Origin of the sequence: Labedaea rhizosphaerae (assembly GCF_004362825.1) — a bacterium.
Taxonomy (GTDB): Bacteria; Actinomycetota; Actinomycetes; order Mycobacteriales; family Pseudonocardiaceae; genus Labedaea; species Labedaea rhizosphaerae.
This window is the reverse complement of sequence record NZ_SNXZ01000009.1, coordinates 14,602-36,699: the sequence shown is the minus strand read 5'-3', so window position 1 is coordinate 36,699 and position 22,098 is coordinate 14,602. Positions and strand designations below refer to the sequence as shown.

At 71.3% G+C, this 22,098-nt stretch carries 22 protein-coding genes; 10 read left to right on the top strand and 12 right to left on the bottom strand.

Annotated features, from left to right (window positions below):
- Positions 1-4: 4 nt before the first annotated feature.
- The 8 genes from EV186_RS35100 to EV186_RS35065 are packed head-to-tail and all read right to left on the bottom strand — an operon-like array spanning position 5 to position 7,813.
- Entirely contained in the window at positions 5-883 is an 879-nt protein-coding gene (locus tag EV186_RS35100) for an ornithine cyclodeaminase family protein (protein ID WP_133853843.1), read from the bottom strand.
- On the bottom strand, positions 880-1,239 hold the full coding sequence (locus EV186_RS35095; RefSeq protein ID WP_133853842.1) for an aconitase X swivel domain-containing protein: 360 nt from the start codon (positions 1,237-1,239) through the stop codon (positions 880-882). Before EV186_RS35095 ends, EV186_RS35100 begins: the two co-directional genes overlap by 4 nt.
- Positions 1,236-2,450, bottom strand: a complete 1,215-nt coding sequence (locus EV186_RS35090; RefSeq protein WP_133853841.1) for an aconitase X — start codon at positions 2,448-2,450, stop codon at positions 1,236-1,238. The genes EV186_RS35095 and EV186_RS35090 overlap by 4 nt, the downstream gene beginning before the upstream one ends.
- Positions 2,447-3,793: an FAD/NAD(P)-dependent oxidoreductase gene (locus EV186_RS40630; RefSeq protein WP_133853840.1), complete on the bottom strand. Its 1,347-nt coding sequence runs from the start codon at positions 3,791-3,793 to the stop codon at positions 2,447-2,449. Before EV186_RS40630 ends, EV186_RS35090 begins: the two co-directional genes overlap by 4 nt.
- Complete coding sequence (locus EV186_RS35080; protein WP_208115941.1) at positions 3,774-4,040, bottom strand: (2Fe-2S)-binding protein; 267 nt, start codon at positions 4,038-4,040, stop codon at positions 3,774-3,776. The genes EV186_RS40630 and EV186_RS35080 overlap by 20 nt, the downstream gene beginning before the upstream one ends.
- A complete protein-coding gene (locus EV186_RS35075) occupies positions 4,037-5,182 on the bottom strand; it encodes an NAD(P)/FAD-dependent oxidoreductase (RefSeq protein WP_279538354.1) in 1,146 nt (381 codons plus the stop codon). The genes EV186_RS35080 and EV186_RS35075 overlap by 4 nt, the downstream gene beginning before the upstream one ends.
- Positions 5,179-6,393, bottom strand: a complete 1,215-nt coding sequence (locus tag EV186_RS35070; RefSeq protein ID WP_243754474.1) for a metal-dependent hydrolase family protein — start codon at positions 6,391-6,393, stop codon at positions 5,179-5,181. Before EV186_RS35070 ends, EV186_RS35075 begins: the two co-directional genes overlap by 4 nt.
- A complete protein-coding gene (locus EV186_RS35065) occupies positions 6,386-7,813 on the bottom strand; it encodes an MFS transporter (RefSeq protein WP_133853838.1) in 1,428 nt (475 codons plus the stop codon). The genes EV186_RS35070 and EV186_RS35065 overlap by 8 nt, the downstream gene beginning before the upstream one ends.
- An 86-nt stretch (positions 7,814-7,899) precedes the next feature.
- On the opposite strand from EV186_RS35065, the gene EV186_RS35060 reads away from it, so the two are divergent.
- Genes EV186_RS35060 through EV186_RS35050 form a run of 3 tightly spaced genes read left to right on the top strand, consistent with a single transcriptional unit; the run spans position 7,900 to position 10,509 of the window.
- Positions 7,900-8,805: a dihydrodipicolinate synthase family protein gene (locus tag EV186_RS35060; protein WP_133853837.1), complete on the top strand. Its 906-nt coding sequence runs from the start codon at positions 7,900-7,902 to the stop codon at positions 8,803-8,805.
- Positions 8,805-9,806 carry a proline racemase family protein gene (locus EV186_RS35055; protein WP_133853836.1) on the top strand — a complete coding sequence of 334 codons (1,002 nt, stop codon included), beginning with the start codon at positions 8,805-8,807 and terminating at the stop codon, positions 9,804-9,806. The genes EV186_RS35060 and EV186_RS35055 overlap by 1 nt, the downstream gene beginning before the upstream one ends.
- A gap of 28 nt (positions 9,807-9,834) precedes the next feature.
- Positions 9,835-10,509, top strand: coding sequence for a GntR family transcriptional regulator (locus EV186_RS35050; RefSeq protein WP_133853835.1), 675 nt, complete (start codon positions 9,835-9,837; stop codon positions 10,507-10,509).
- An 89-nt stretch (positions 10,510-10,598) separates the two neighbouring features.
- Here EV186_RS35050 and EV186_RS35045 read toward each other — a convergent pair whose 3' ends face one another.
- On the bottom strand, positions 10,599-11,219 hold the full coding sequence (locus tag EV186_RS35045) for a maleylpyruvate isomerase N-terminal domain-containing protein (protein WP_133853834.1): 621 nt from the start codon (positions 11,217-11,219) through the stop codon (positions 10,599-10,601).
- A gap of 88 nt (positions 11,220-11,307) precedes the next feature.
- Between EV186_RS35045 and EV186_RS35040 the strand changes: the two genes are divergently transcribed.
- From EV186_RS35040 to EV186_RS39235, 6 genes are all read left to right on the top strand, one after another.
- Entirely contained in the window at positions 11,308-12,513 is a 1,206-nt protein-coding gene (locus tag EV186_RS35040; protein ID WP_133853833.1) for a glycoside hydrolase family 88 protein, read from the top strand.
- A gap of 128 nt (positions 12,514-12,641) precedes the next feature.
- Positions 12,642-14,330 (top strand): hypothetical protein, encoded by a 1,689-nt coding sequence (locus tag EV186_RS35035; RefSeq protein WP_133853832.1) that lies wholly within the window; start codon positions 12,642-12,644, stop codon positions 14,328-14,330.
- A gap of 19 nt (positions 14,331-14,349) precedes the next feature.
- Entirely contained in the window at positions 14,350-15,198 is an 849-nt protein-coding gene (locus tag EV186_RS35030; RefSeq protein ID WP_133853831.1) for a DUF4397 domain-containing protein, read from the top strand.
- Positions 15,191-15,811 (top strand): class F sortase, encoded by a 621-nt coding sequence (locus EV186_RS35025; RefSeq protein ID WP_243754473.1) that lies wholly within the window; start codon positions 15,191-15,193, stop codon positions 15,809-15,811. Before EV186_RS35030 ends, EV186_RS35025 begins: the two co-directional genes overlap by 8 nt.
- Positions 15,812-15,898: 87 nt before the next feature.
- Positions 15,899-16,417, top strand: a complete 519-nt coding sequence (locus EV186_RS35020; protein ID WP_166659479.1) for an NUDIX domain-containing protein — start codon at positions 15,899-15,901, stop codon at positions 16,415-16,417.
- A 42-nt stretch (positions 16,418-16,459) separates the two neighbouring features.
- Positions 16,460-16,597, top strand: coding sequence for a hypothetical protein (locus EV186_RS39235; protein ID WP_166659478.1), 138 nt, complete (start codon positions 16,460-16,462; stop codon positions 16,595-16,597).
- Here the strand turns inward: EV186_RS39235 and EV186_RS35015 are convergent, their stop codons facing one another.
- Positions 16,598-19,000 (bottom strand): Tex family protein, encoded by a 2,403-nt coding sequence (locus EV186_RS35015; RefSeq protein WP_243754472.1) that lies wholly within the window; start codon positions 18,998-19,000, stop codon positions 16,598-16,600.
- Positions 19,001-19,315: 315 nt separating this feature from the next.
- Between EV186_RS35015 and EV186_RS35010 the strand changes: the two genes are divergently transcribed.
- Positions 19,316-20,767, top strand: coding sequence for an amidase (locus EV186_RS35010; protein WP_133853829.1), 1,452 nt, complete (start codon positions 19,316-19,318; stop codon positions 20,765-20,767).
- Between the two features lie 196 nt (positions 20,768-20,963).
- Here the strand turns inward: EV186_RS35010 and EV186_RS35005 are convergent, their stop codons facing one another.
- Together EV186_RS35005 and EV186_RS35000 are read right to left on the bottom strand one after the other, a co-directional pair.
- Positions 20,964-21,320 (bottom strand): DUF3037 domain-containing protein, encoded by a 357-nt coding sequence (locus EV186_RS35005; RefSeq protein WP_133853976.1) that lies wholly within the window; start codon positions 21,318-21,320, stop codon positions 20,964-20,966.
- Positions 21,320-22,096 (bottom strand): HipA family kinase, encoded by a 777-nt coding sequence (locus tag EV186_RS35000; RefSeq protein WP_133853828.1) that lies wholly within the window; start codon positions 22,094-22,096, stop codon positions 21,320-21,322. Before EV186_RS35000 ends, EV186_RS35005 begins: the two co-directional genes overlap by 1 nt.
- Positions 22,097-22,098: the final 2 nt, after the last annotated feature.

Genomic DNA, 22,098 nt, shown 5'->3' with positions numbered 1-22,098 from the left:
TTTGTCAGGCTGATTCGTGGACGTGGGCGGCGAGCACCAGGTCCTCCCACGCCATGCCCACGCTCTTGAACACGGTCGCGTCCGGGCAGCCGTCGCGCACGAGGGTCGCGAGGTCCACCAGGTCGTCTTCGCCGAGGCCGGCCTGGATGACGTCGCCCGCTTCGCGCAGGGCGGCCGAGCGTGCCTCCACGACGACCGGTCCCCTGGTCATCGTGGCGCGGTCGAGTTCGGCGGCGTCGGGTTCGTGGGAGCCGACGGCGACCACGACGGCTTGCGCGGGCAGCGCGGAGCCGTCGAAGAGCGGGGTCCGGGCGGTGGTCGCGCACACGACGAGGTCGGCGTCCGCGACGTCGTCCGGTGCGCCGTTGCGCGCGGCGAGGCCCTGTTCCTTGCACCACGACACGAGCGCCTGCCGCCGGTCGGGGTCGCGGCCCACGACGATCACCTCGCTCACCGGGCGGATCGCGTGCAGCGCGGTGACGTGCCGGTAGGCCTGCGGGCCCGCGCCGAACACCACGAGCCGCGCCGCGCCGGGTGGGGCCAGGGCGTCCACGGCGAGCGCGGACACGGCCGCGGTGCGGATCGCGGTGAGCGCGATGCCGTCGAGGATGCGCAGTGGCGCCAGGGTTTTCGCGTCCAGCAGCAGGTAGTGGCCTTGGATGCGGGGCAGGTCCACGTTGCCGGGGGCGACGGAGACGACCTTGACCCCGGCGTGGCGGCCCCACTCGGCGGGCATCACCAGCAGGTGCCCGGCCGACAGCGGCGCGGTCGTGCGGGGTGGTCCGGCTTCCGGGTCGAGGCCCGCTTCCAGCGCGGACCGCAGGGCGGTGATCGCGTCGAGCACCGGCAGCGCGGCGGTGACCTCGTTGGCGGTCAAGATCATATGGTCACCACACCCTCCGGTCGCGGCTCGTCCGGGTCGAGCAGCAGGACCGGCAGCGACACGGCGTAGAGCTGCTCGGCCACGATGGCGCCGAGCAGGATGATCGGGTCGCGCTCGGTCAGGACGATCGCGGCGGGCGCGGTGCCCAGGCGCAGTTGCTCGGCGAGCACCGAGGACGACGAACTCGAGCCGCGGCTGGCCGGCATCACCACCACGCGCCCGGCGAGCAGCATGCCGTGTTGCGGGTGGTGCGGGTCGCGGATGTGCCCGGTGAGGTCGGTGCCGCCCCAGAACGACAGCGGCGCGTCGAGCTTGGCGACTTCGCCGGTCCCCCGGCCGGGGTGCAGCACCTTCATCGCGGCTGCCCTTCGTAGGCGGTGCGCACGCACTCCGCCAGCGTGCCGAACACGACGTCCACGCCGAGGTTCACCGGCGCGTACCACGCCCACTTGCCGGAGTTGGTCATCACCACCCGCGCCTTCGGGTCCACAATGGACGACACATAGGTGCAGGTGTCGGTGATCAGGGTGATCCCCGCGGCGGCGCAGGCCGAGGCGTCGTCGGCGGCCTGGTCGAGCACGGCCCGGCTCGTCGACACGTAGAACGGCACCTTCGGGTCAGAGCGGCCGCGCACCAGCGCGGCCAGCGCGGCGAATTCCGACGCGGAGAAATGCGGTGTGCCGACGCTGACGGCGTCCACGGGCGCGTCCTCGACGGTGGTCAGGGCCCGCCGCGCACCACCGAAGTCGGTGGGCGACACCGTGATCACCGGGAGGCCACGAACCTCGGTGGCTTCGGGGGTCACGCCGGCGATGTGGAACAACGCGACCCCGCCGGCCGAGGCCGCCGTCGCGGCGAACGCCTTGAGGTCGTCCTCGGTGGGCACCGCGGTCAGTCCGGTCAGCGCCGGCACCCCGGTGGTGCGCGAGCCGGTGAGGTAGCCGAGCACCGCCCAGCCGGACGTGTCGTCGAACAACTCCGGCGGCAGCTCGCGGCAGTCGAGGACCACGGTGGCGCGCCGGGCCTCGTCGCGGTGCAGCCCGGCGTAGGGGACGCGGGCGGTGATCGCGGCGCAGATGTCGATGAAGTCGCCGTAGCGGTCGGTGCGCGCGCCCAGCACCGAGTTGACGAACGCGATCGCGTTGGACTCCGCGAAGGCCACGTGCTCGCCGAACTCCGGCCGCCTGGCCAGTTGGTAGGGCGCGCACGTCCAGGTTGGCGCGCAGCCCATGGTCCGGTAGGCGGCCATCAACGCGCGGGCGTTGGTGGTGGTGTCGGTGTCGCGGGCGAGACCCCGATGGATTTCCGGGTGCAGCAGGTCGAGTGAGCCGACGTTGAGCGTGGTGGGCACGGCGACCCGGGCGCCGAGGTCGACCAGTCGGGTCGCGAAGTCCAGGTTCACCTGCCCGTTGTAGAGGCATCCGTCGACGTGGGCGGCGGTGATCTCCTGCAGCCTCGGCGCGCCGAGGCCCTCGGCGAGCCGGTGCACGATCCGCATGGCGAACGCGACCGCGGGGCCGGCGTCCCCGGCCAGCATGGCCTGCTCGTCGGCGGTGAGCGTGGTCATCCGGCGAGCTCGCCCAGCGTCACCGGCTGCGCGACCGGCCGGGCGGCCAGGCCCCGCAGGTCGGCTTCGATGAGGGTGCGGCCGAGCCGGTCGGCGACCACGCACGCCGTGGCGAACCCGCACACGCGGCCTTGGCACAGCCCCATTCCGGGCCGGGCGAGCAGTTTCACCGTCCGCGGGTCGGTGGCGCCGAGGTCGTCGACGGCGGCCGTGACCGCGCGGTGGCGCACTTCCTCGCACCGGCACACCACGGTGTCCGCGCCGACGCGATCCAGCCAGCCACGGCGCAGCGGGAACGCCTGGTGCAGGGCCCCGGCAAAGCGGCGCTGCGCGCGGCGCCGGCGCAGGAGCCGCGATCCGGCGCTGACCCCGGCGGCGTGCCGCCCGGCGATCAACCCTTCGGTGACCGCGAGCGCGGACCCGCCGACCCCGCACACCTCTCCGGCGAGGAACACACCCTCCACAGTGGACATCTGACGGTCGTCGGCGGTGGCGACGAGGCTGCCGTCGGCGTCGAGCCGGGTCGCACAACCCAGCTGCAGCGGCAGTTCCAGCTGCGGCGTGAACCCGTAGCCGACGGCGAGCGCGTCGCAGGCCACGTCGCGTTCGGTGCCGGGCACGACCTGCCAGTTGGCGTCGACCTTCGCGACGGTCACGCCGCTCAACTCGCCGGTGCCGTGGGCGGCGATCACCATGGTCCGGGTCCGGTATCGCCTGCCCACCACGCGCAGGTAGCCCGCGCCTTCGCCCAGCTTGCCCAGCGCACCGGCCACGGCCAGCGGGTGGCGTGCGAACCCGGCGGGCGTTCCGGCCTCGAAGACCCCCGCCACGCCGGCGCCCGCGTCGAGCAGTCCGGCAGCCACGGCCAGCAGGAACGGCCCGGTCCCGGCCACGACGATCCGCTTTCCCGCGAGCACACCGTGCCCCTTGAGCAGCGCCTGCACGCCGCCCGCGGTGTAGACGCCGGGCAGGGTCCAGCCGGGGAACGGCAGTTGCCGGTCGTGGGCGCCGGGCGCGAGCACCAGCCGTCGCGCCCGAACAGGGTCACGGCCGGTGGCGTGCACGGTGAAGCCGGGCTCGATGTGCCAGACCGCGTGCTCGGCGAGGTGGTCGACCTCGCGTATCCGGGCCCGCAGCCGGGTGAACTCGGCCCAGTCGTGGTGGTGTGTTCCGTCGTCGCCGGTGCGGTGGCGCCAGTACTGGCCACCCGGGCGTGGACCTGAATCCACCAACGCTACTGACACGCCGGTGTCGGCCGCGGCAGCCGCGGCGGCAAGTCCCGCGGGGCCGGCGCCGATCACCGCCACGTCGTACTCGTTGCGCTCAGCACTCGAGTTCGGCACGGCCCGCTCCTTCTTGCGTGGTGACCCGCATGTCCTCGGCGGCTTCGACGAGGCAGGCCCTGCGGTTGGCGGCGCCGTCCACGGTGACCAGGCAGTCGTGGCAGATGCCGATGCCGCAGAAGATCCCACGGGGCGCGGCGTCGATGCGGGTGCGCCGCCACGACCGGTGCCCGGCGGCGATCAACGCGGCGCCGATGGACTGCCCGGGTTCGGCGGGGATCGCCTTGCCGTCGAAGGTGAACCTCACGCCGGGGCCTCCTCGAATCGGTGCGGCCGGAACGGGGTCAGGTCCAGGTCCGGTTCTTTGCCGGTGAGCACCTGCGCGATGAGGTGCCCGGTGCCGGCGGCGAGCCCGATGCCCGCCCCCTCGTGGCCGCAGGCGTGCACCAGTCCCGGCACGCGTGGGTCGGGACCGAGCACCGGCAGGTGGTCCGGGCAGTAGGGCCGGAACCCCAGGTAGCTGCGCAGCAAGGCCACGTCGGCGAGGAACGGGAAGACCTCGATGGCCTGCGCGGCCAGCTTGCGCACGACCGGCAGCGACATCGACCGGTCGAACCCGACGCGTTCACGGCTGGCGCCGATCAGCACCGTGCCGGCCTTGGTGCCCTCCACGACGACGGAGGTCTCGAGCCCGGCGTCGCTGCTGGCCACGTTGGCGACGTACTCGGCGGTGTAGACCTTGTGCCGGATCGTCCGGGGCAGCGGCTCGGTGACGAGGATGAATCCCTTGCGCGGCAACACCGGCACGGGGGCGCCGGCGAGCTCGGACACCTGCCCGGCCCACGTCCCCGCGGCGTTGACGACGTGCTCGGCGTGCACGATCCCGGCGCTGGTCGCCACGCCGCGCTCGACGAACCCGGTGACCTCGGTGCCGGTGCGCACGGTCCCGCCCAGGTCCCGCACCGCACGCAGCAGCCGCGCGGTGGCGAGCATGGGCTGCACCTGCGCGTCCTGCGGGTAGTACGCGCCGGAGCGCGCGTCCGGCGACAGGTTCGGTTCCCGCTCCCGCAGTTGTGCGCTGGAGACGTCCTGGGCGTCGATGCCCGCGGCGCGCTGCGACGCGGTGAAGGCGGTGAGCCCGGCGCCGGTGTCGTCGGACATGGCGACCACGACACCACCCTTGGCCTGGTACTCCAGGCTGTCCGCCCCCAGCTCATCGGCGAGCTCCTGCCACCGCCGGATGGACAGCAACGCCAGATCCAGCTCAGGCCCGGGTTCCTTGTCCGACACCAGGATGTTGCCCTCGCACGCGGACGTGGTGCCGCCGGCGACCGCGTCGCGTTCGAGCACCGTGACCCGCAACCCGGCGGCGGCGCAGTGGTAGGCGGTCATCGCCCCGACCATCCCGGCGCCGATGACGATCACGTCGGACACGTCGGAGCGGGTCACGCCACCAGCCGCCCGTCCTTGACCACGGCGGCGATGGCGCGGCCCGGGTCGGCGAGGAGCTCGACGTCGGCGAGCGGGTTGCCGCGCGCGAGCACGACGTCGCCGACCGCGCCGGGCGCGAAGACGCCGAGGTCGTCGCGGCGCAACAGTTCCGCCGCGATGGTGGTGGCGCCACGCAGTACCGCTTCGGGGCGCTGCACCTTGGCCCGCAGCCGGAACTCGTCGCACTGGCGCCGGTGCATGGCGCCGAGCAGGTCGGTGCCGAACGCGATCTTCACCCCGGCCCGGTCGGCGAGTTCCAGTGCACGCAGGCCGCCGTCGAGGACCTGGTCGACCTTGGCCAGCTGGTCGGCGGCGATGTCCAGCTCGGCGCCGGCCTCGACCTGCGCGACGTAGGTGATCAGCGTCGGCACGTAGAACGCGTCGTGGGCCAGGAACAGCTCGATGGAGGTCTCGTCGAGCAGGTTGCCGTGCTCGATGCTGCGGAATCCCAGCGCCAGGCCGCGGTTGACCGCGGCGGCGGTGTAGGCGTGCCCGGCGCAGTAGAGGCCGGCGCGCGCGGCCTCGTCGACGATGGCGCGTAGTTCTTCGTCGGAGAACTGCAGCGAGTCGATGCGGTCGGTCGGGCTGGCGCACCCGCCGGAGATCATGACCTTCAGGTGGTGCGCGCCGCGGCGGATCTCGTCGCGTGCCGCGGCGCGCACCCCCGCCACGCCGTCGGCGATGCGGCCGAGCACGGGCCGGGTGTAGGCGGGGTCGTGCATGTCACGGCCGCGCGGGCGGCCGTCGCCGTGGCCGCCGGTCTGCGACAACGCCTTGCCGCAGAAGAAGATCCGTGGCCCGGCGAAGATCCCTTCGTCGACCGCGGCGGCCAGCCCGAAGTCCGCGCCACCGACGTCGCGGACGGTGGTGAACCCGCGCTCGAGCATCCCGCGCAGGATCTGCGACGCGCGCGCCGCCACGTAGGCCGGTGATTCGTCCACGATGGACCCGAGGTCCGCGGTCATCGCGTTGACGTGCACGTGGCAGTCGATCAGGCCGGGCAGCGCGAACAGCCCGGTCCCGTCGAATTCGGCGTCGTCGAGGCCGGCGGTGTCGTCCGCTTCGAGCGCGGCGATCCGTCCGTCGCGCAAGGTGATGCGCCGGTCGCGCTCGACCCGCGCGGTCGCGGGGTGGACGACGTCGACGTGCCGGAGAACCAGGTCAGCCACGCGTGCTCCTCTCCACACCGATCGTGTCCCGGCCGATCTGTTCCAGCGACCGGCCGTTGGTGCGCTGGCCGAAGACCGCGACCACAACGGCGCCCAGCACCAACAACACCAGCAACATGGCGAAGACGCCACCGAAACCGACGCTCGAGTAGGAGAACCCGATCAGCAGCGGCGCGATCACCCCGCCGACCCGGCCGAGCGCGGAAGCGACGCCGAGGCCGGTGGTCCTGATGGCCGTCGGGTAGATCTCGGAGGTGTAGGTGTACTCGAGCGCGGCGTTGCCGTTCATGAAGAACGACAGGACCATGCCCCACACCAGGATCTCGGTGCTGGACCCGGCGTTGGCCAGCGCCCAGGCGGCGACCGCGCCGCCGGAGAGGTAGAGCACGATCGTCCACTTGCGTTCCAGCCGTTCGCTGATGAACGCCGCCGAGTAGTAGCCAGGGATTTGCGCCAGGTAGATCAGGATCGAGAACGCGAAGCTCTTGGAGATGTCGAAGCCGCGGTTGACCAGCAGCGACGGGATCCAGGTGAAGAAGCCGTAGTAGGTGAAGATCGCGACGAACCAGTAGACCCAGGTGGTGAACGTGGTGCGCCGCAGCCCGCCTTGGAACAGCGCCTTGAGGTTGTCCAGGATGCGCCCGTGCGGCACCGGCGCCTCGGTCTCGGCCGGCACGGAGCTCGCCGGCGGCAGCGGCTTGTCGGTCGAGGCGCGCACCGAGTCCTCGACGTCGCGCACGATCTTCTCGGCTTCCGCCGTACGCCCTTGGACGTGCAGGTAACGCGGTGATTCGGGCAGCGAGCGCCGCCACCACAGCAGCATGACGATCGGCACGGCGGTGATCAGCTGCACCCAGCGCCAGCCGTCGGGGCTCGACCGCACGATGAAGTAGCCGAGCAGGCTCGCGAAGACGAACCCGAAGGCGAAGAACCCGGCGAGCGAGCCGATGTAGCGCCCGCGCACCCGGGTCGGCACGAACTCCGAGAGGTATGGCGCGATGATCGCGCTCTCCGCGCCGGTGCCGACGCCGGCGATCACCCGGGCCACGAACAGCACCCAGAACGTGGGCGCGAACGCGGCCACGACGCTGGCGACGCAGTACAGGCCCAGCGCGCTGACCATGACCTTCTTGCGGCCGATGCGGTCGCCGAGCACGCCGGCGAAGAACGCGCCGAACAGGAATCCGATCAGCAGGCTGCTGCCCAGCACGCCGGTTTCCAGCGAGGACAGGTGCCACTGCTTGGTGACGGGCGGCATGATGAACGCGACGATCGCGCCGTCCATCGCGTCGAAGGTGTACCCGAGGCCGCCCGCGGCGAGCAGCCGGTAGTGGAAACGCGACACCGGTAACCGGTCGAGCCGGGCGGCAAGCTCGGCCGAGGAGAAGGTGGTTCCTCTGACCTCAGCGACATCGTCCATGCAGTGCAATGTCACACACCACAACGCTGCCAGTCAATCCAATGCCATGTAATATTGCACTCGCCCTGACGTTCTGGAGGATTTCAATGACGACCCCCGCTTGGCACGGTGTTCTTGTCGCCACCGCGCTCCCCCTGCGCAGTGACGACCGAACTGATGACCTGGCGGCCGACTTCGACGGCTACGCCGAGCACGTGCGGTGGCTGGCCGCGAACGGCTGCGACGGCGTCGTCCCCAACGGCTCGCTCGGCGAGTACCAGACCCTCACCCCCGACGAACGCGCCCGCGTGGTCACCACCGCGATCGAAGCGGCGCCCGCCGGCTTCACGGTCATGCCCGGCGTCGCCGCCTACGGCGCGGCCGAGGCTCGCCGGTGGGCCGAACAGGCCGCCGAAGCGGGGGCACCGGTGGTGATGTTGTTGCCGCCCAACGCCTACCGCGCCGACCGCCGCGCCGTGATCGGGCACTACCGCGAGGTCGCGAAGGCCGGGCTGCCGGTCGTGGCCTACAACAACCCGTTCGACACCAAGGTCGACCTCGTGCCCGACCTGCTGGCCGAACTGCACGGCGAGGGCCTGATCGTCGCGGTGAAGGAGTTCTCCGGCGACGTGCGGCGCCTCTACCGGATCACCGAGGCGGCGCCCGGCCTGGACGTGCTCGCCGGCAGCGACGACGTGGCCCTGGAACTGGCCATCGCCGGGTCGCCGGGCTGGGTGTCGGGCTATCCGAACGCGTTCCCCGACGCGTGCGTGCGGCTGTGGAAGGCCGCTCGTGACGGTGACCTGGCGACCGCGTTGCCGCTCTACCGCACGTTGCACCCGTTGCTGCGCTGGGACTCCCAGACGGAGTTCGTGCAGGCCATCAAGCTCAGCATGGACATCGTCGGCCGCTACGGTGGTCCTGCGCGCCCGCCCCGCGTCCCGCTCACCGACGAGCACGAGGCGATCGTGCGGCAGGCGACGGAGAAGGCCTTGGCGGAGGGGCTGTCCTGATGCGTAGTTCCCGGGTCATCCACGTGGTCGACTCGCACACCGAGGGCATGCCGACCCGCGTGGTCACCGGCGGCATCGGCACCGTGCCGGGCGCGACCATGTTCGACAAGCGCCGCTACTTCATGGCCAACCTCGACCACCTGCGGCGGTTCCTGATGAACGAACCGCACGGCCACCCGGCGATGAGCGGGGCGATCCTGCAGCCGCCGACCCGCCCCGACGCCGACTACGGGGTGCTGTTCATCGAGGTGTCCGGGTGCCTGCCCATGTGCGGGCACGGCACGATCGGCGTGGCGACCGTCCTGGTCGAGACCGGCATGGTCGCGGTGACCGAGCCCGTCACCACCATCCGCCTGGACACCCCCGCCGGGTTGGTGACCGCGTCCGTGCGGGTGGAGGACGGCGCGGCGAAGGCGGTCACCCTGGCCAACGTGCCGTCGTTCGCGCTGGCGCTGGACCAGACCGTGCGGGTCGAGCCGTGGGGCGACGTGCCCTACGACATGGCCTTCGGCGGCAACTTCTACGCGATCGTCGAACTGGACAAGCTCGGGATCCCGTTCGAGCGGACCGGGAAGCAGCGCCTGCTCGACGCCGGGATGTCCATCATGGAGGCGATCAACGAGCAGGCCAAGCCCGTGCACCCCGCCCACCCGGAGGTCACCGGCTGCCACCACGTGTACCTGGCCGCGCCCGGCTCCACGGCGAAGCACTCGCGCCACGCCATGGTGATCCACCCCGGCTGGTTCGACCGCTCCCCCTGCGGCACCGGCACCAGCGCGCGCATGGCGCAACTCCACGCCCGCGGCGAACTCGGCCTGCACGAGGACTTCGACAACGAGTCGCTGCTGGGCACGCACTTCACCGGGCGGCTCATCGAGCAGGGCACGCTCGGCGACCTGACCACCGTCACGCCGACCATCACCGGCAGTGCGTGGGTCACCGGCATCGGACAACACTTCCTCGACCCCAGCGATCCCTTCCCCGAAGGCTTCGAGCTGTGACGTACGGTGACGCTCGGAGGAAGATCGCATGACTGTGGAAGACCGGCCGCACCTGCCGTCGTTGCGTGCCCGGCGCAACCTGCGCGAGGAACTGGTCGAGACACTGCGGGGCGCGGTGATCTCCGGGGAGCTGCGCCCGGGCGTGGTGTACTCGGCGCCGAGCCTGGCCGAACAGTTCGGTGTCTCGGCGACCCCGGTCCGCGAGGCCATGCTCGACCTGGTCCGCGAAGGACTCGTGGAAACCATGCGCAACAAGGGTTTCCGCGTCACCGAACTGTCCGACAAGGAACTGGACGACCTCACCGCGCTGCGCGCGCTGATCGAGATCCCGACCGTCGCGGAACTCACCCGGCGCGGGGTCGCGGCCGCGGACATCGACCGGCTGCGCCCGCTCGCCGCCGGGATCGAGGACGCCGCCCGCCGCGGTGACCTGGTCGCCCACGTGACCATCGACATGGAGTTCCACCTGGGCCTGCTGAGCCTGGCCGGCAACCCGTACCTGGTCGACACGGTCCGGTCGCTGCGGTCGCGCTCCCGCATCTACGGCCTGCGCTCGCTGGCCGAACGCGACCAGCTCGTCCCGTCCTCGCACGAGCACTCGGAACTGCTCGACCTGATCCAGGCCGGCGACGCGGCGGGCGCGGAAGACCTGATGCGCCGCCACATCGGCCACGTGCGCGGCATCTGGGCCGCTCAGGACTGACCGAGTTCGTCCCATCTGCCGGAGCCGGGCGGCCCGCACAGCAGGATCAGCCGGCTCACGACGGTTCGGACACGTGCTCGACGTACGGTCTAGAAAGCCGTGAACGTCTCGGGCGCGCGTTCGGCGCGGCTGAGCCCACGCAGCACCGCGACCGGGCCGTGGCGCATGATCGCCAACCGGGACAACAGGTCCACCACCGCCTCGGTCGCGGACAGCGGCAGCTCCGGCGTCTCGACGGACACGCTCACCGCGAGGTCGTCGCTGTGCACGGCCAGCTCCATCAGCCGGGTCAGCAGCAGGTCGGACACGGTGACCGCCGACCGCATCCAGCGTGTCTTCACCGGGCGGTCGAGGTCGCCGAACAGGGCGGGCAACTCGGCGATCGCCGCGTCCATCCGGTCGGCCACCGCGTCGGCGCCACCCTCGGCCAGCCGCTCCGACCCCTCGCGGATCATGACGTTGATGTCGGCGTCCAGGTCGGCGCCGATCCACTCCACCTGCCCGTAGAGCACCGGCACCAGCGGTTCGGTCGGCGCCGGCGCCGTCAACGCATCCGGGATCGACACGACCTGGTTCGACAGGTGGCCCACGAGTCCCGACACGCGGAACTCCGCCAACGCGCTCATCTCGTCCCACGCCTTCGCCACGGCCGGGTCGCGCACCAGCCGCACCGCGGCCCGCGCGGCCGCCAAGTAGTCATCGGTGATCACGACCGCGAACCTACCACCCCGCTGAACAATTGTTCACGAACCTGAATGTTCTGGTCAAAAAATTGCGCATCCGGTAGAACCGGTAGACATGGAACTTTCTCGGCGCAGGATGCTGACCACCACCGGTCTCGCGGTCGCGGCGAGCGCGGCCGCCCCCACCCCCGCGCAGGCCAAACCGTTGCGAGGCAGGATGAAACTCACGGACGCGGCCGACTACGCCGTCGCCAAGCTGCGCGCCGTCGCGCCCCGGGTCACCGCGTTTCCGGTCGGCACCAAATTCGAGAAGTGGACCTATTCGCAAAACGGTGACTGGGTCGGCGGTTTTTGGCTGGGTCTGTTGTGGCTGGCCTGGCTGCACAGCGGCGACCCGCAATTCCGTACCCTCGCCGAGGCCGCCGCCGCCAAGCTCGCGCCCCGGCGCACCGACACCAGCACCCACGACGTCGGGTTCCTGTTCACCCCGTCGTGGATCACCGGCTACCGGCTCACCGGCGACCCGAAGTGGCGCGACGGCGCCATCGACGCCGCCGACTCGCTCATCCAGCGCTACAACCCACGCGGCAAGTTCATCCGGGCCTGGGGCGCGCTGACCTCCAGCACCGACGCCGGGCGCACCATCATGGACACGATCATGAACCTGGACCTGCTGGTCTTCGCCACCCAGCAGACCGGCGACCTCAAGTACCAGGACATCGCCATCGCGCACGCCCGCACCCAGCAGACCTACTTCCCGCGCCCGGACGGCTCGACCCCGCACGTGTTCGACTTCGACCCCGACACCGGCGCGCCGATCGGGCCCGGCACCGTGCAGGGCTACAGCCCGGCCTCCTGCTGGTCGCGCGGACAGGCCTGGGGCGTCTACGGGTTCACCATGCTGTCCCGCCGCACCGGCGACACCACCTTCCTGGCCACCGCCCGCAAGCTCGCCGACTTCGCCCTCGCCGCCTTGAGCCCCGACCACATCCCCGTCTGGGACTACCTCGCCCCGCAGGCACCGAACGACGTCAAGGACGCCTCCGCCGGCGCGATCATGGCCTGCGGCCTGCTGGACCTCGCCACCGCGACCGGCGAGCAGCACTACCACGAGGCGGGCACCGCCATCCTCGACGCGCTCGCCGGCACGTGCCTGACCACACGTTCCGCCCGTGCCGAGGCGATCGTCGCCCGCTGCACCCGCAACCGCCCGGCCGAGGACGGGGTCGAGATCTCCCTGCCCTACGCCGACTACTACCTGCTGGAAGGCCTGACCCGCCTGCTGCGCCCCGCCGACGCGAACCGGGTGCTCGGCTTCTGACGCACGTGTAACGGCGCACCGACCGGCGACGACCTGCCGCTAGAGGGCCCACGAAGGTTCCGAGGGGGTGCGCCGATGTCCGGTGAGCGCACTGCCTTACCCACGCCCAATCCGCCGGAGTGCGTGACGTGACCGCCCGGCGAGCCGGCCTGGTCCCCACCCTCGGGTGGGTGCTGGTCGCGCTCGCCGGGGCGGCCGTCGTCGTCCGAGTCGCCATCGCCACCTGGGTCCTGCCCGCCGCCACCGCCGAGTCCCAGCTGGTCGACGCCGCGTATGCGGGCGGCACCGGCGGCCCGGCCGTGCCGGTCGACGGCCCACTGCTCACCACCAGCCTGCAACTGCGCCTGTACACGACCGTGAGCTGGGCGTTCGACCGCCACGCGGACACGCTCACCTCGGCCCGCGAGATGTCCGTCGCTGCCACCGCCGCCGCGGTACTCGGCCTCATCGCGTTCGCGGCGATCCTGCGGGTGCCGTCGCCGCTGATCGCGCTCTCCGTCGCCGCCCTCGCGATCACCGGGCCGGTCGTCACGCTGCTCGCCACCGTCGGCCCCGCCGTGACCGCCGCCGGCTGGTTCGCCCTCGCCATGGCCGCGGGCGCCGCCGCCCTGCTGCGCCGCGACACCCGGTGGATCACCGCGGGCGCGGTCGCCTTGCTCGGCGCCGCCGTCACGATGCCGGGCCTGCTCGTCCCCGTGCTGTTCGGCACGGCCGCTGCCCTCAGCACCACCACCCGGCCGCGCGCGCCGTGGCGGATCGTGACGGCGCTGGGCTGCGCGGTCCTGGCCCTCGCGATCACCGTGTTGGTGGGCCGCATGCGGACCGCGCCCCTGCTCGACGCGTCCGAACGCCTGCTCATGCTGACCGCCGTCGTCGTGCTCGCCGCCCTCGCCGCGACGGTCACCTTGGTGCGGACCTGGGCCATCGGGACCGGCGTGGCCGCACTGGCCGCCATGGCCACCGGCGCCACCGCCGAACTCCTGCTGCCCGCGCTCGTCGTGGCCGCGCTCGGCCTGCTCGCCGTCACCCTCGACAAGGCGCGCGGCGCCCAGCGCTCCCACCGCGTCTACGCCGGTGCCGCCGCCACCGTCGCGCTCGGCGGGTGCGCGGCCGGGTTCTTCGACCAGCCACCGAGCGGGCCACGCCCGGACCACGCCGCGCTCGCCGACTGGATACGCACCGAGGCGGCCCCCGCCATCTCGCTCGCCGCCATGCCCGGGGTGTGGGCCGACCTGGACCGCGACCTCACCGCGTCCGGCCGCTCACCCGGCAGCGTCCGGCGGATCGACCCATCCGATGACGGCGACGGGGACGGCTTGCTGGCCGGCCTCGGGCCGGTCCCGCAACACGCCGGGATGCAGGTCGCCGAGTTCGGCGCGGGCCCGACGGCCGTGACCGTGCTCGCCACCGGCACCCAGGCCGACTACCTGGCCTCGTTCAGCCGCCCCTCGGCCGGCCGCGAGCTCGCCGGCAACGACCGGCTCCAGACCACCGGACCCGTGCGGGACGCCCTGCGCGCGGGACGCGTCGACGTGCGCGCCATGGCGTTGCTCGCCGGGCTCTGCCTCGACCACACGATCACCGTCGCCACCACCACCAACCCCGCACCGGAACACGGTTACGCCCTGCCCGACCGCATTCTCGTCCTGTCCGTTGTGGACGGACACCCCGTGACCGATCCCGCCGCCGCAGCCACGGTCGTCGACTGGATGCGAGCACAGCAACCGCCGTACGCACCGAGCACCATCCGGGTCACCCGGGCCGGCGTGGTGCTCGACTGGCGGATCCCCGCCCGCATCGACAACTTCCCCTCCTAGCAACGAAAGACGGTCCACCATGACAACTCGAAGATCGACCGCGGCGATCGCCGCCCTGCTCCTGGCCGGCTCCATCGCGTTCCTCGGCGCACCTGCCGCGAACGCGGCGAACGTCGCTGCGCCGACCTCCTACGTGCGGCTCGCACACCTCTCCCCGGACACCCCCGCCGTCGATGTCACCGTGACCGCGTTCGGCAAGCCCGCCAGCGCGCAGACCATCAAGGGCGTCAAGTACGGCGACATGTCCGGCTACCAGCGCGTCGCGACCGGCACCTACTCGATCGCGATGCGCCCCGCCGGCGCCGACCCGAAAACCCCGCCGGTCATCTCGGCCACCCTGCACGCCACCCAGGGCCACGCCTACACCGTCGCCGGGCTCGGCAAGTTCGCCTCGCTGGCCCTGCGTGTGCTCGACGACGACATCGCGCTGCCACCCGCAGGCCAGGCCAAGATGCGCGTGGTCAACGCCGCCCCGACCGCCGGACGCCTCACCATCCAGCGCGACAGCACCCCCGTGATCACCGACGCCGCGTTCGGGCAGGCCAGCCCGTACTCGCTGGTGCAGGCCGGCGAGGGCAAGCTCACCGTGCGCCCGCAGTCCGCGCCCGACACCAGCCTGCCGGTCACCCTGGCCGCCGGCGGCGTCTACACCGTGCTGGTCCTCGAACACGACAACACCCTCTCCGCCCAGGTCCGGCTGGATGCCAAGGGCGCTCAGGTGGTGCCGAACGGGCCGGTCGAGACCGGGTACGGCGGCACGGCTTCGGTCAGCGGGCCGACCAGCACCTCGACCCTGAATCTCATTGTGCTACTCGGGGTGGTCATCGCCGCCTGCGCCGGATTGCTGCGCTCCGTTCGCCGTGCGTGACGTGCTGCGGCTGGCGTTCGTGGTCGCCGTCGCGGCGGCGACCACGGGCGGCGCCGCCATGCCGCAAACCGCGCCGGGAAACGTCGCGGCACCATCCGTGGTAGCAGCACCGGTCGTGGCAGCACCAGCACAGCCCACCTGGACGCTCACCCCGGCGACCGAGGCAAGCATCGCGCGGCCCGTGCGGCTGCGCGTGCCCGCCATCGGCGTCGACACCCGCATCACCGGCATCACCGTCAACATCGCCGGCCAGCTCATCCCGCCACCCACCACCGACGTGGTCGGCTGGTACACCGGCGGGCCCGCCCCCGGCGACACCGGACCGGCCCTGCTCGCCGGGCACGTCGACTCCCGCGCGGGCCCTGGGGTGTTCTTCCACCTCGCCGACCTGCACACCGGCGACCGCATCGCCGTCGACCGCGCCGACCACACCACCGCCCGCTTCCACGTCGTGTCCGTGACCCGCGTCCGCAAGTCGGCCTTCCCCACCGGCGGCGTGTACGCACCCGAACCCATACCGCTGCTGCGCCTGATCACCTGCGGCGGCACCTTCGACCATGCCGCCCGCAGCTACCGGGACAACGTCATCGTCGAAGCGGCACCCGACCCCTAAATCGACCCCTGTTGCACACTCCACTCGTGTACGGATCGAGCCGCCGGTGCTGCCATGGAGGTGAACACTTCCCCCTGGAGGCGCCCGATGAACAAGAACGGAGTCGCCTTACGCGACGACAAAGCCGCGTTACGCGCCCAAGAATCCGCCGTTCGAGTGCTGTGCGTCGACCCCCGCGGACGCATCCTGCTACTGCGGTGGACCGATCCGGACGGAACCGTCTACTGGGAACCACCCGGCGGCGTCATCGGCGCCGGCGAGTCCACAGTGGAAGCCGCCGGTCGCGGCCTCACCCAGCACACCGGCGTCACCGCACGCGCCATCACCGGACGCCACATCCTCGTCCGCCGCGACCTCACCTGGTTCGGCGAACCCATCACCGTGATCGAACCGTTCTACCTCGCCCGCGTCGGCGAGACCCCCGTCATCGACCACTCCCGGCCCGCCTTCGCACGCCGCGCCACCGGCTCACGGTGCACCGGCCACAAGTGGCTCTGGCCCGACGAACTGTCCACAATGCAAGATCACGTAGAACCCGCTGACCTGCGATCCGTAACGTTGCGCCTCGGAATTGGTACGTCATGGACGACGAGGACGCGACTCTAGGACCCACCGTCCGTCCTCGCACACACGAGAGAGGACGAGACCATGCCAACCCAACAAGCGGCGCCGGTCGCCGCCGACGACGTCTGGGACACCGCACCGAGCCTGGAAACCTGGCGTCGTGCGGCCGAGACCATCGCCGACGGCGACCCGGACGAACACTGCGTCCGCGGCCTGGACTGACTACTTGCCGTAACCCGCTTTGCGTAGCGCGTCGGCCAGCGAGCCGCTCGGCTGCGCCGCAGCACCAGCGTTACCCCGGCGCCCACCACCAGCGCCACCACGACCGTTCCCGCGGCCACCATCGCGCTTGCGGTCCCCCTGGCGGTCACCCTGGCGCGGTCCGCGATCACCATCGCCGCCGCGCCGGCGCCCGTCGGACGCCGCTGCCTCATCCTCCAGACGCAGCGTGAGACCGATCCGCTTGCGCGGGATGTCCACGTCCAGCACCTTCACCCGGACGATGTCCCCCGGCTTCGCCACGTCCCGCGGGTCCTTCACGAACGTCCTCGACATCGCCGACACGTGCACGAGCCCGTCCTGGTGCACCCCGATGTCCACGAACGCACCGAACGCGGCCACGTTCGTCACCACGCCCTCGAGCACCATCCCCGGCTTCAGATCCGCCAGCGTCTCCACACCCTCGGCGAACGTCGCCGTCTTGAACGCCGGCCGCGGGTCCCGGCCCGGCTTCTCCAACTCCGCCAGGATGTCGGTCACCGTCGGCAACCCGAACTGCTCATCCACGAAATCCTGCGGCCGCAACGCCGACAGCTTCGTCGACTGACCGATCAACTCCTTGAGCGACGTCCCCGTCGACGACAGGATCCGCCGCACCACCGGGTACGCCTCCGGGTGCACGCTGGAGGAATCCAGCGGATCGTCCCCACCCGGGATGCGCAGGAAGCCCGCACACTGCTCGAACGCCTTCGGCCCCAAGCGCGGCACCGACTTCAACTGCTCCCGCGACCGGAACGGGCCGTTGCCGTCACGGTGCTGCACGATGTTCTCCGCCAGCCCCGTCGTGATGCCCGAAACCCGGGTCAGCAACGGCGCCGACGCCGTGTTCACGTCCACCCCGACCGCGTTCACACAGTCCTCGACCACCGCGTCCAGCGACCGCGACAGGCTCGCCTCGGTCAGATCGTGCTGGTACTGCCCCACCCCGATCGACTTCGGATCGATCTTCACCAGCTCCGCCAGCGGATCCTGCAGCCGCCGCGCGATCGACACCGCGCCCCGCAACGACACGTCCATCCCCGGCAGCTCCTGCGAGGCGTACGCCGACGCCGAGTACACCGACGCACCCGCCTCCGACACGACCACCTTCGTCAGCTTCAACTCCGGGAACTTCGCGATCAGCTCACCGGCCAGCTTGTCGGTCTCCCGCGACGCCGTACCGTTGCCGATCGCGATCAACTCCACCCCGAACCGCCCGGCCAACGCCGCCAGCGCCGCGATCGACTCGTCCCACCGCCTCGCCGGCGCGTGCGGGTAGATCGTCTCCGTCGCCACGCACTTGCCGGTCCCGTCGACCACCGCCACCTTCACGCCAGTGCGCAGGCCCGGGTCCAGCCCCATCGTCGGGCGCGTGCCCGCGGGCGCGGCCAGCAGCAGGTCACGCAGGTTGCCCGCGAACACCTTCACCGCGTCGTCCTCGGCGTGCTGGCGCAGCCGCGCCCGCAGGTCGATGCCCAGGTGCAGCAACACACGCGTGCGCCACGTCCAGCGCACCGTGTCGTTCAGCCACTTGTCCGCCGGCCGGCCCAGATCCTTGATCCCGAACCGGGCCGCGATCGACACCTCGTAGTCCGTGCGCTGGCTCGGCACCGCGTCGGCGTCCTGCTCGTCGGGCGCCATGGTGAGGTCGAGGATCTCCTCCTTCTCCCCGCGGAACATCGCCAGGATCCGGTGCGACGGCAGCTTCGGGAACGGCTCGGCGAAGTCGAAGTAGTCGGCGAACTTCGCGCCCTCGGTCTCCTTGCCCGCCCGGACCTTCGAGACGAGCCGGCCGCGGTTCCACATCCGCTCACGCAGCTCACCGATCAGGTCCGCGTCCTCGGAGAACCGCTCGACGAGGATCGAACGCGCACCGTCGAGCGCCGCCTGCGCGTCCGCGACCCCCTTCTCCGCGTCCACGAACGCGGCCGCGGCCGCCTCCGGGTTCACCGTCGGGTCGTTCAGCAGGCCGTCGGCCAACGGCTCCAGACCGGCCTCGCGGGCGATCTGCGCCTTCGTGCGGCGCTTCGGCTTGAACGGGAGGTAGATGTCCTCCAGGCGCGCCTTCGACTCGGCCGACATGATCTGCGCCTTCAGCGCGTCGTCCAGCTTGCCCTGCGACTCGACCGACTCGAGCACCGCGATCCGGCGCTCCTCCAGCTCACGCAGGTAACGCAGGCGCTCCTCGAGCGTGCGCAGCTGCGTGTCGTCGAGGGTCCCGGTGGCCTCCTTGCGGTACCGGGCGATGAACGGAACGGTCGCGCCGCCGTCGAGCAGGTCGACCGCGGCCGCCACCTGGTTCTCCCGTACGCCGAGCTCGTCGGCGATCCTCCGGTTGACCGGCGGCAAGGTGGGCGTGACGGACACAGGCAAACTCCTGGCTGAGACGGCTGAACAGGCCGCACCACCCTAGTCGCCCAGCCCCGCCACCCGATGAAGGTCTCCCCTGTCCTTAGCCGTCTTTTCGCCCAGCGGTCGGCGACCGCCTGGACGGCGAAACTATCGGACATCTATATAGCTAATAGCTAATTTTTGGCAGCAGGGGAGAATTGAGGCTGGGCGCCGTGCTCGGAGGTGGAGCCATTTTGGGGGCTGGAAAGCAACCTGATGGGTTGAGATGTCCATCCCGTTGTCCGAATCGGGATTTTATGGCTGTTTCAGGACGCGGATACGGTCCGATTCATGGAATGGAACTTTGCGACGGCCGAGGAACTCGGGGCGGCTTTGCGTGCCGGAGAAGTGACCTCGGCGGAACTGATCGACGAGGCGATCGCCCGTATCGAGCGGGACGACAAGGCGATCAACGCGATCTGCGTTCGGGACTTCGACCGTGCGCGGACGGCCGCGCGCCGCGCCGACCAGGCCCGCGCACGTGGTGAAGATCGGCCGCTGCTCGGCATCCCAATGACGGTCAAGGAGTCCTACAACATGACCGGGCTGCCCACGACCTGGGGCATGCCGCAGTACCGGGACTACGTGCCGGCCGAGGACGCCGTGCAGGTCGCACGGCTCAAGGCCGCGGGCGCGGTGGTGCTCGGCAAGACCAACGTGCCCTTGGGGTTGCAAGACATCCAGAGCTTCAACAAGCTCTACGGCACCACCAACAACCCGTGGGATCACGAACGCACGCCGGGCGGATCCTCCGGCGGATCAGCGGCGGCCCTGGCGTCCGGATTCGGTGCGCTGTCCATCGGCTCCGACCTCGCCGGCTCGCTGCGCACCCCCGCGCATTTCTGCGGCATCTATGCCCACAAGCCAACCCTCGGGCTGGTCGCGAACCGCGGCATGGTCGCGCCGGCCGAGCCGGCATTGCCGGTCGACCTCGACATGGCTGTCGTCGGCCCGATGGCGCGCTCTCCCCGCGACCTCATGCTCTTGCTCGACGTCATGGCCGGGCCGGACCCGCTGACGCTCGGCAAGGCCTACCACGTGAACCTGCCACCCGCGCGTCACAAGCGGCTCGGTGACTTCCGGGTCCTGGTCCTCGAGCAGCACCCGTTCATTCCGACCGGGTCCGCGGTGCGGGCGGGCGTGAACCGGGTGGCCGACGCGCTTGCCGACGCCGGCGCGCGCGTCGAACGGCACAGTCCGCTGCTGCCTGACCTGGCCGAAGCCGCGACGCTCTACACGCGGTTCCAGTTCTCCGGCTCCGTCGCGCGTTTCCCCGTCGAGACGGACGAGCAGCTGCGGACCCGTGCCGCCCGCCTGAGCGCTGACGATCAGAGTCTCGACGCGGCGCGGCTGCGCGGCATGGTGTTGAGCCACCGCGACTGGCTGGAGGTGAACAACCGCCGCGAACTCCACCGCCACGGCTGGCGGCAGCTGTTCACCGAGTTCGACGCGGTGGTCTGCCCGATCACGCCGACGCCTGCCTTCCCGCACGACCACAGTCGCAATCCGTTGGCACGGCGCATCGACATCGACGGCGTCGAGCACCCGTACTTCGACCAGTACGTCTGGGCCGGCCTGGCCACCATGCCCGGCCTGCCCGCCACCGCCGTACCGACGGGCCTGTCCCCCGACGGCCTGCCGGTGGGCGTGCAGCTCATCGGTCCGATGTACGAGGACCGCACCCCGCTGCGGCTGGCCGAACTGCTCGAGCAGCGGATCGGCGGCTTCCAGGCACCGAAGTAGCGCTTCGGCCACCTGATCGGGTTCGCATCAGACGCGGGGCCCCGCGTCTGATGCGAACCACTCCCCTGCCTTGGCGCTTTTGGGTGGGCGTGGATGGCGAGGCGCGGCTCCGGCGGACATATTGGACATCTATATAGTTACTAGAAGATAGTTGTGTAATGGGAGAGGCCGGAGGGAGGCGGTCCGCGATGGGCGGTCAGTCGACGAGGCGGCTCAGGAGGCGGTCGAGCTCCGCGGCGGGGTCGGCCGTCAGTCCTGTGTGGACGGGACCGGGTTGGACGATGGTGCTGCGCGGGGCCGTGAGCCAGCGGAACCGCTCCCCTGGCTTGAGCTTGTCGCTGGTGCCGCACAAATGGGCCCAGCCGTTGAGGGCTTGCGCGACCGCGGCGACGTCGATGTCCGGCGCGAGGGCCAGCAGGCGCGCCTCGTGCAGGCGGGTGCGCGCGCCCAGGAAGTCCTTCTGCTGGCAGTAGAGCAGCACACCCGCGTTGATCAGCTCGCCGCGTTCGATGGACGGCACGATCCGGATCACCGCGTACTCGAAGGGATCCATCACGCGGCCACCGCCTTGGGCAGCCACGCCACGCGGTCGGTCAGCCGCTCGCTCAGGTGCGCCACGTATGCCGCCCGCTCCCCCGCCGGCCCGTCGAACGCCGGGTCGGTCAGCCACTCGTCCGGCACCAGGTCCACAACGGACGAAAGAACCGCCGGTGTGACGAGGTCGGCCAGCCGGGTATCGACGGCGGGCAACGTGGTCGCCTGCGCGAGCAACACGTGGTCCGAGGCGTCGTACGCTCGGTGCACGCCCGCGGCCGCGCGCGGCCAGTTGTGGTGGAAGTACAGCGACGCACCGTGGTCGATGGCCCACAGCTCGCCGTGCCACATCAGCAGGTTCGGGTTGCGCCAGCTGCGGTCGACGTTCTGGGTGAACGCGTCGAGCCACAACACCGTCGACGCCTCGTCCGGCGCGATCTGGTGGGCGTACGGGTCGAAACCGATGGCACCGGGCAGGAAGTCGACGCCGAGGTTGATGCCGCCGCTGGCACGCAACAGGTCCTGCACTTCCTCGTCCGGCTCGGCTCGTCCGATCACCGGGTCGATCGCCAGACGCACCAGCCGCGGCACCCGCAGCCCGATGCGCCGGCCGAGTTCCCCGGTGATCACCTCCGCGGCCAGTGCCTTCACGCCCTGCCCGGCGCCGACGAACTTGGCGACGTACGTGCCGAGGTCGTCGGCCTCGACCACGCCGGGCAACGACCCGCCTTCACGCAACGGCGCCACGTAACGGATGGCGGTGACCTCGGGCAACACGTCCCGAACCCTACCCATCC

Bases quoted from the DNA above. Each gene is read 5' to 3' on its own strand.
- EV186_RS35100 (WP_133853843.1), bottom strand. From the start codon at position 883: ATGATCTTGACCGCCAACGAGGTCACCGCCGCGCTGCCGGTGCTCGAC.
- EV186_RS35095 (WP_133853842.1), bottom strand. From the start codon at position 1,239: ATGAAGGTGCTGCACCCCGGCCGGGGGACCGGCGAAGTCGCCAAGCTC.
- EV186_RS35090 (WP_133853841.1), bottom strand. From the start codon at position 2,450: ATGACCACGCTCACCGCCGACGAGCAGGCCATGCTGGCCGGGGACGCC.
- EV186_RS35065 (WP_133853838.1), bottom strand. From the start codon at position 7,813: ATGGACGATGTCGCTGAGGTCAGAGGAACCACCTTCTCCTCGGCCGAG.
- EV186_RS35060 (WP_133853837.1), top strand. From the start codon at position 7,900: ATGACGACCCCCGCTTGGCACGGTGTTCTTGTCGCCACCGCGCTCCCC.
- EV186_RS35055 (WP_133853836.1), top strand. From the start codon at position 8,805: ATGCGTAGTTCCCGGGTCATCCACGTGGTCGACTCGCACACCGAGGGC.
- EV186_RS35050 (WP_133853835.1), top strand. From the start codon at position 9,835: ATGACTGTGGAAGACCGGCCGCACCTGCCGTCGTTGCGTGCCCGGCGC.
- EV186_RS35040 (WP_133853833.1), top strand. From the start codon at position 11,308: ATGGAACTTTCTCGGCGCAGGATGCTGACCACCACCGGTCTCGCGGTC.
- EV186_RS35030 (WP_133853831.1), top strand. From the start codon at position 14,350: ATGACAACTCGAAGATCGACCGCGGCGATCGCCGCCCTGCTCCTGGCC.
- EV186_RS35020 (WP_166659479.1), top strand. From the start codon at position 15,899: ATGAACAAGAACGGAGTCGCCTTACGCGACGACAAAGCCGCGTTACGC.
- EV186_RS39235 (WP_166659478.1), top strand. From the start codon at position 16,460: ATGCCAACCCAACAAGCGGCGCCGGTCGCCGCCGACGACGTCTGGGAC.
- EV186_RS35010 (WP_133853829.1), top strand. From the start codon at position 19,316: ATGGAATGGAACTTTGCGACGGCCGAGGAACTCGGGGCGGCTTTGCGT.
- EV186_RS35005 (WP_133853976.1), bottom strand. From the start codon at position 21,320: ATGGATCCCTTCGAGTACGCGGTGATCCGGATCGTGCCGTCCATCGAA.
- EV186_RS35000 (WP_133853828.1), bottom strand. From the start codon at position 22,096: ATGGGTAGGGTTCGGGACGTGTTGCCCGAGGTCACCGCCATCCGTTAC.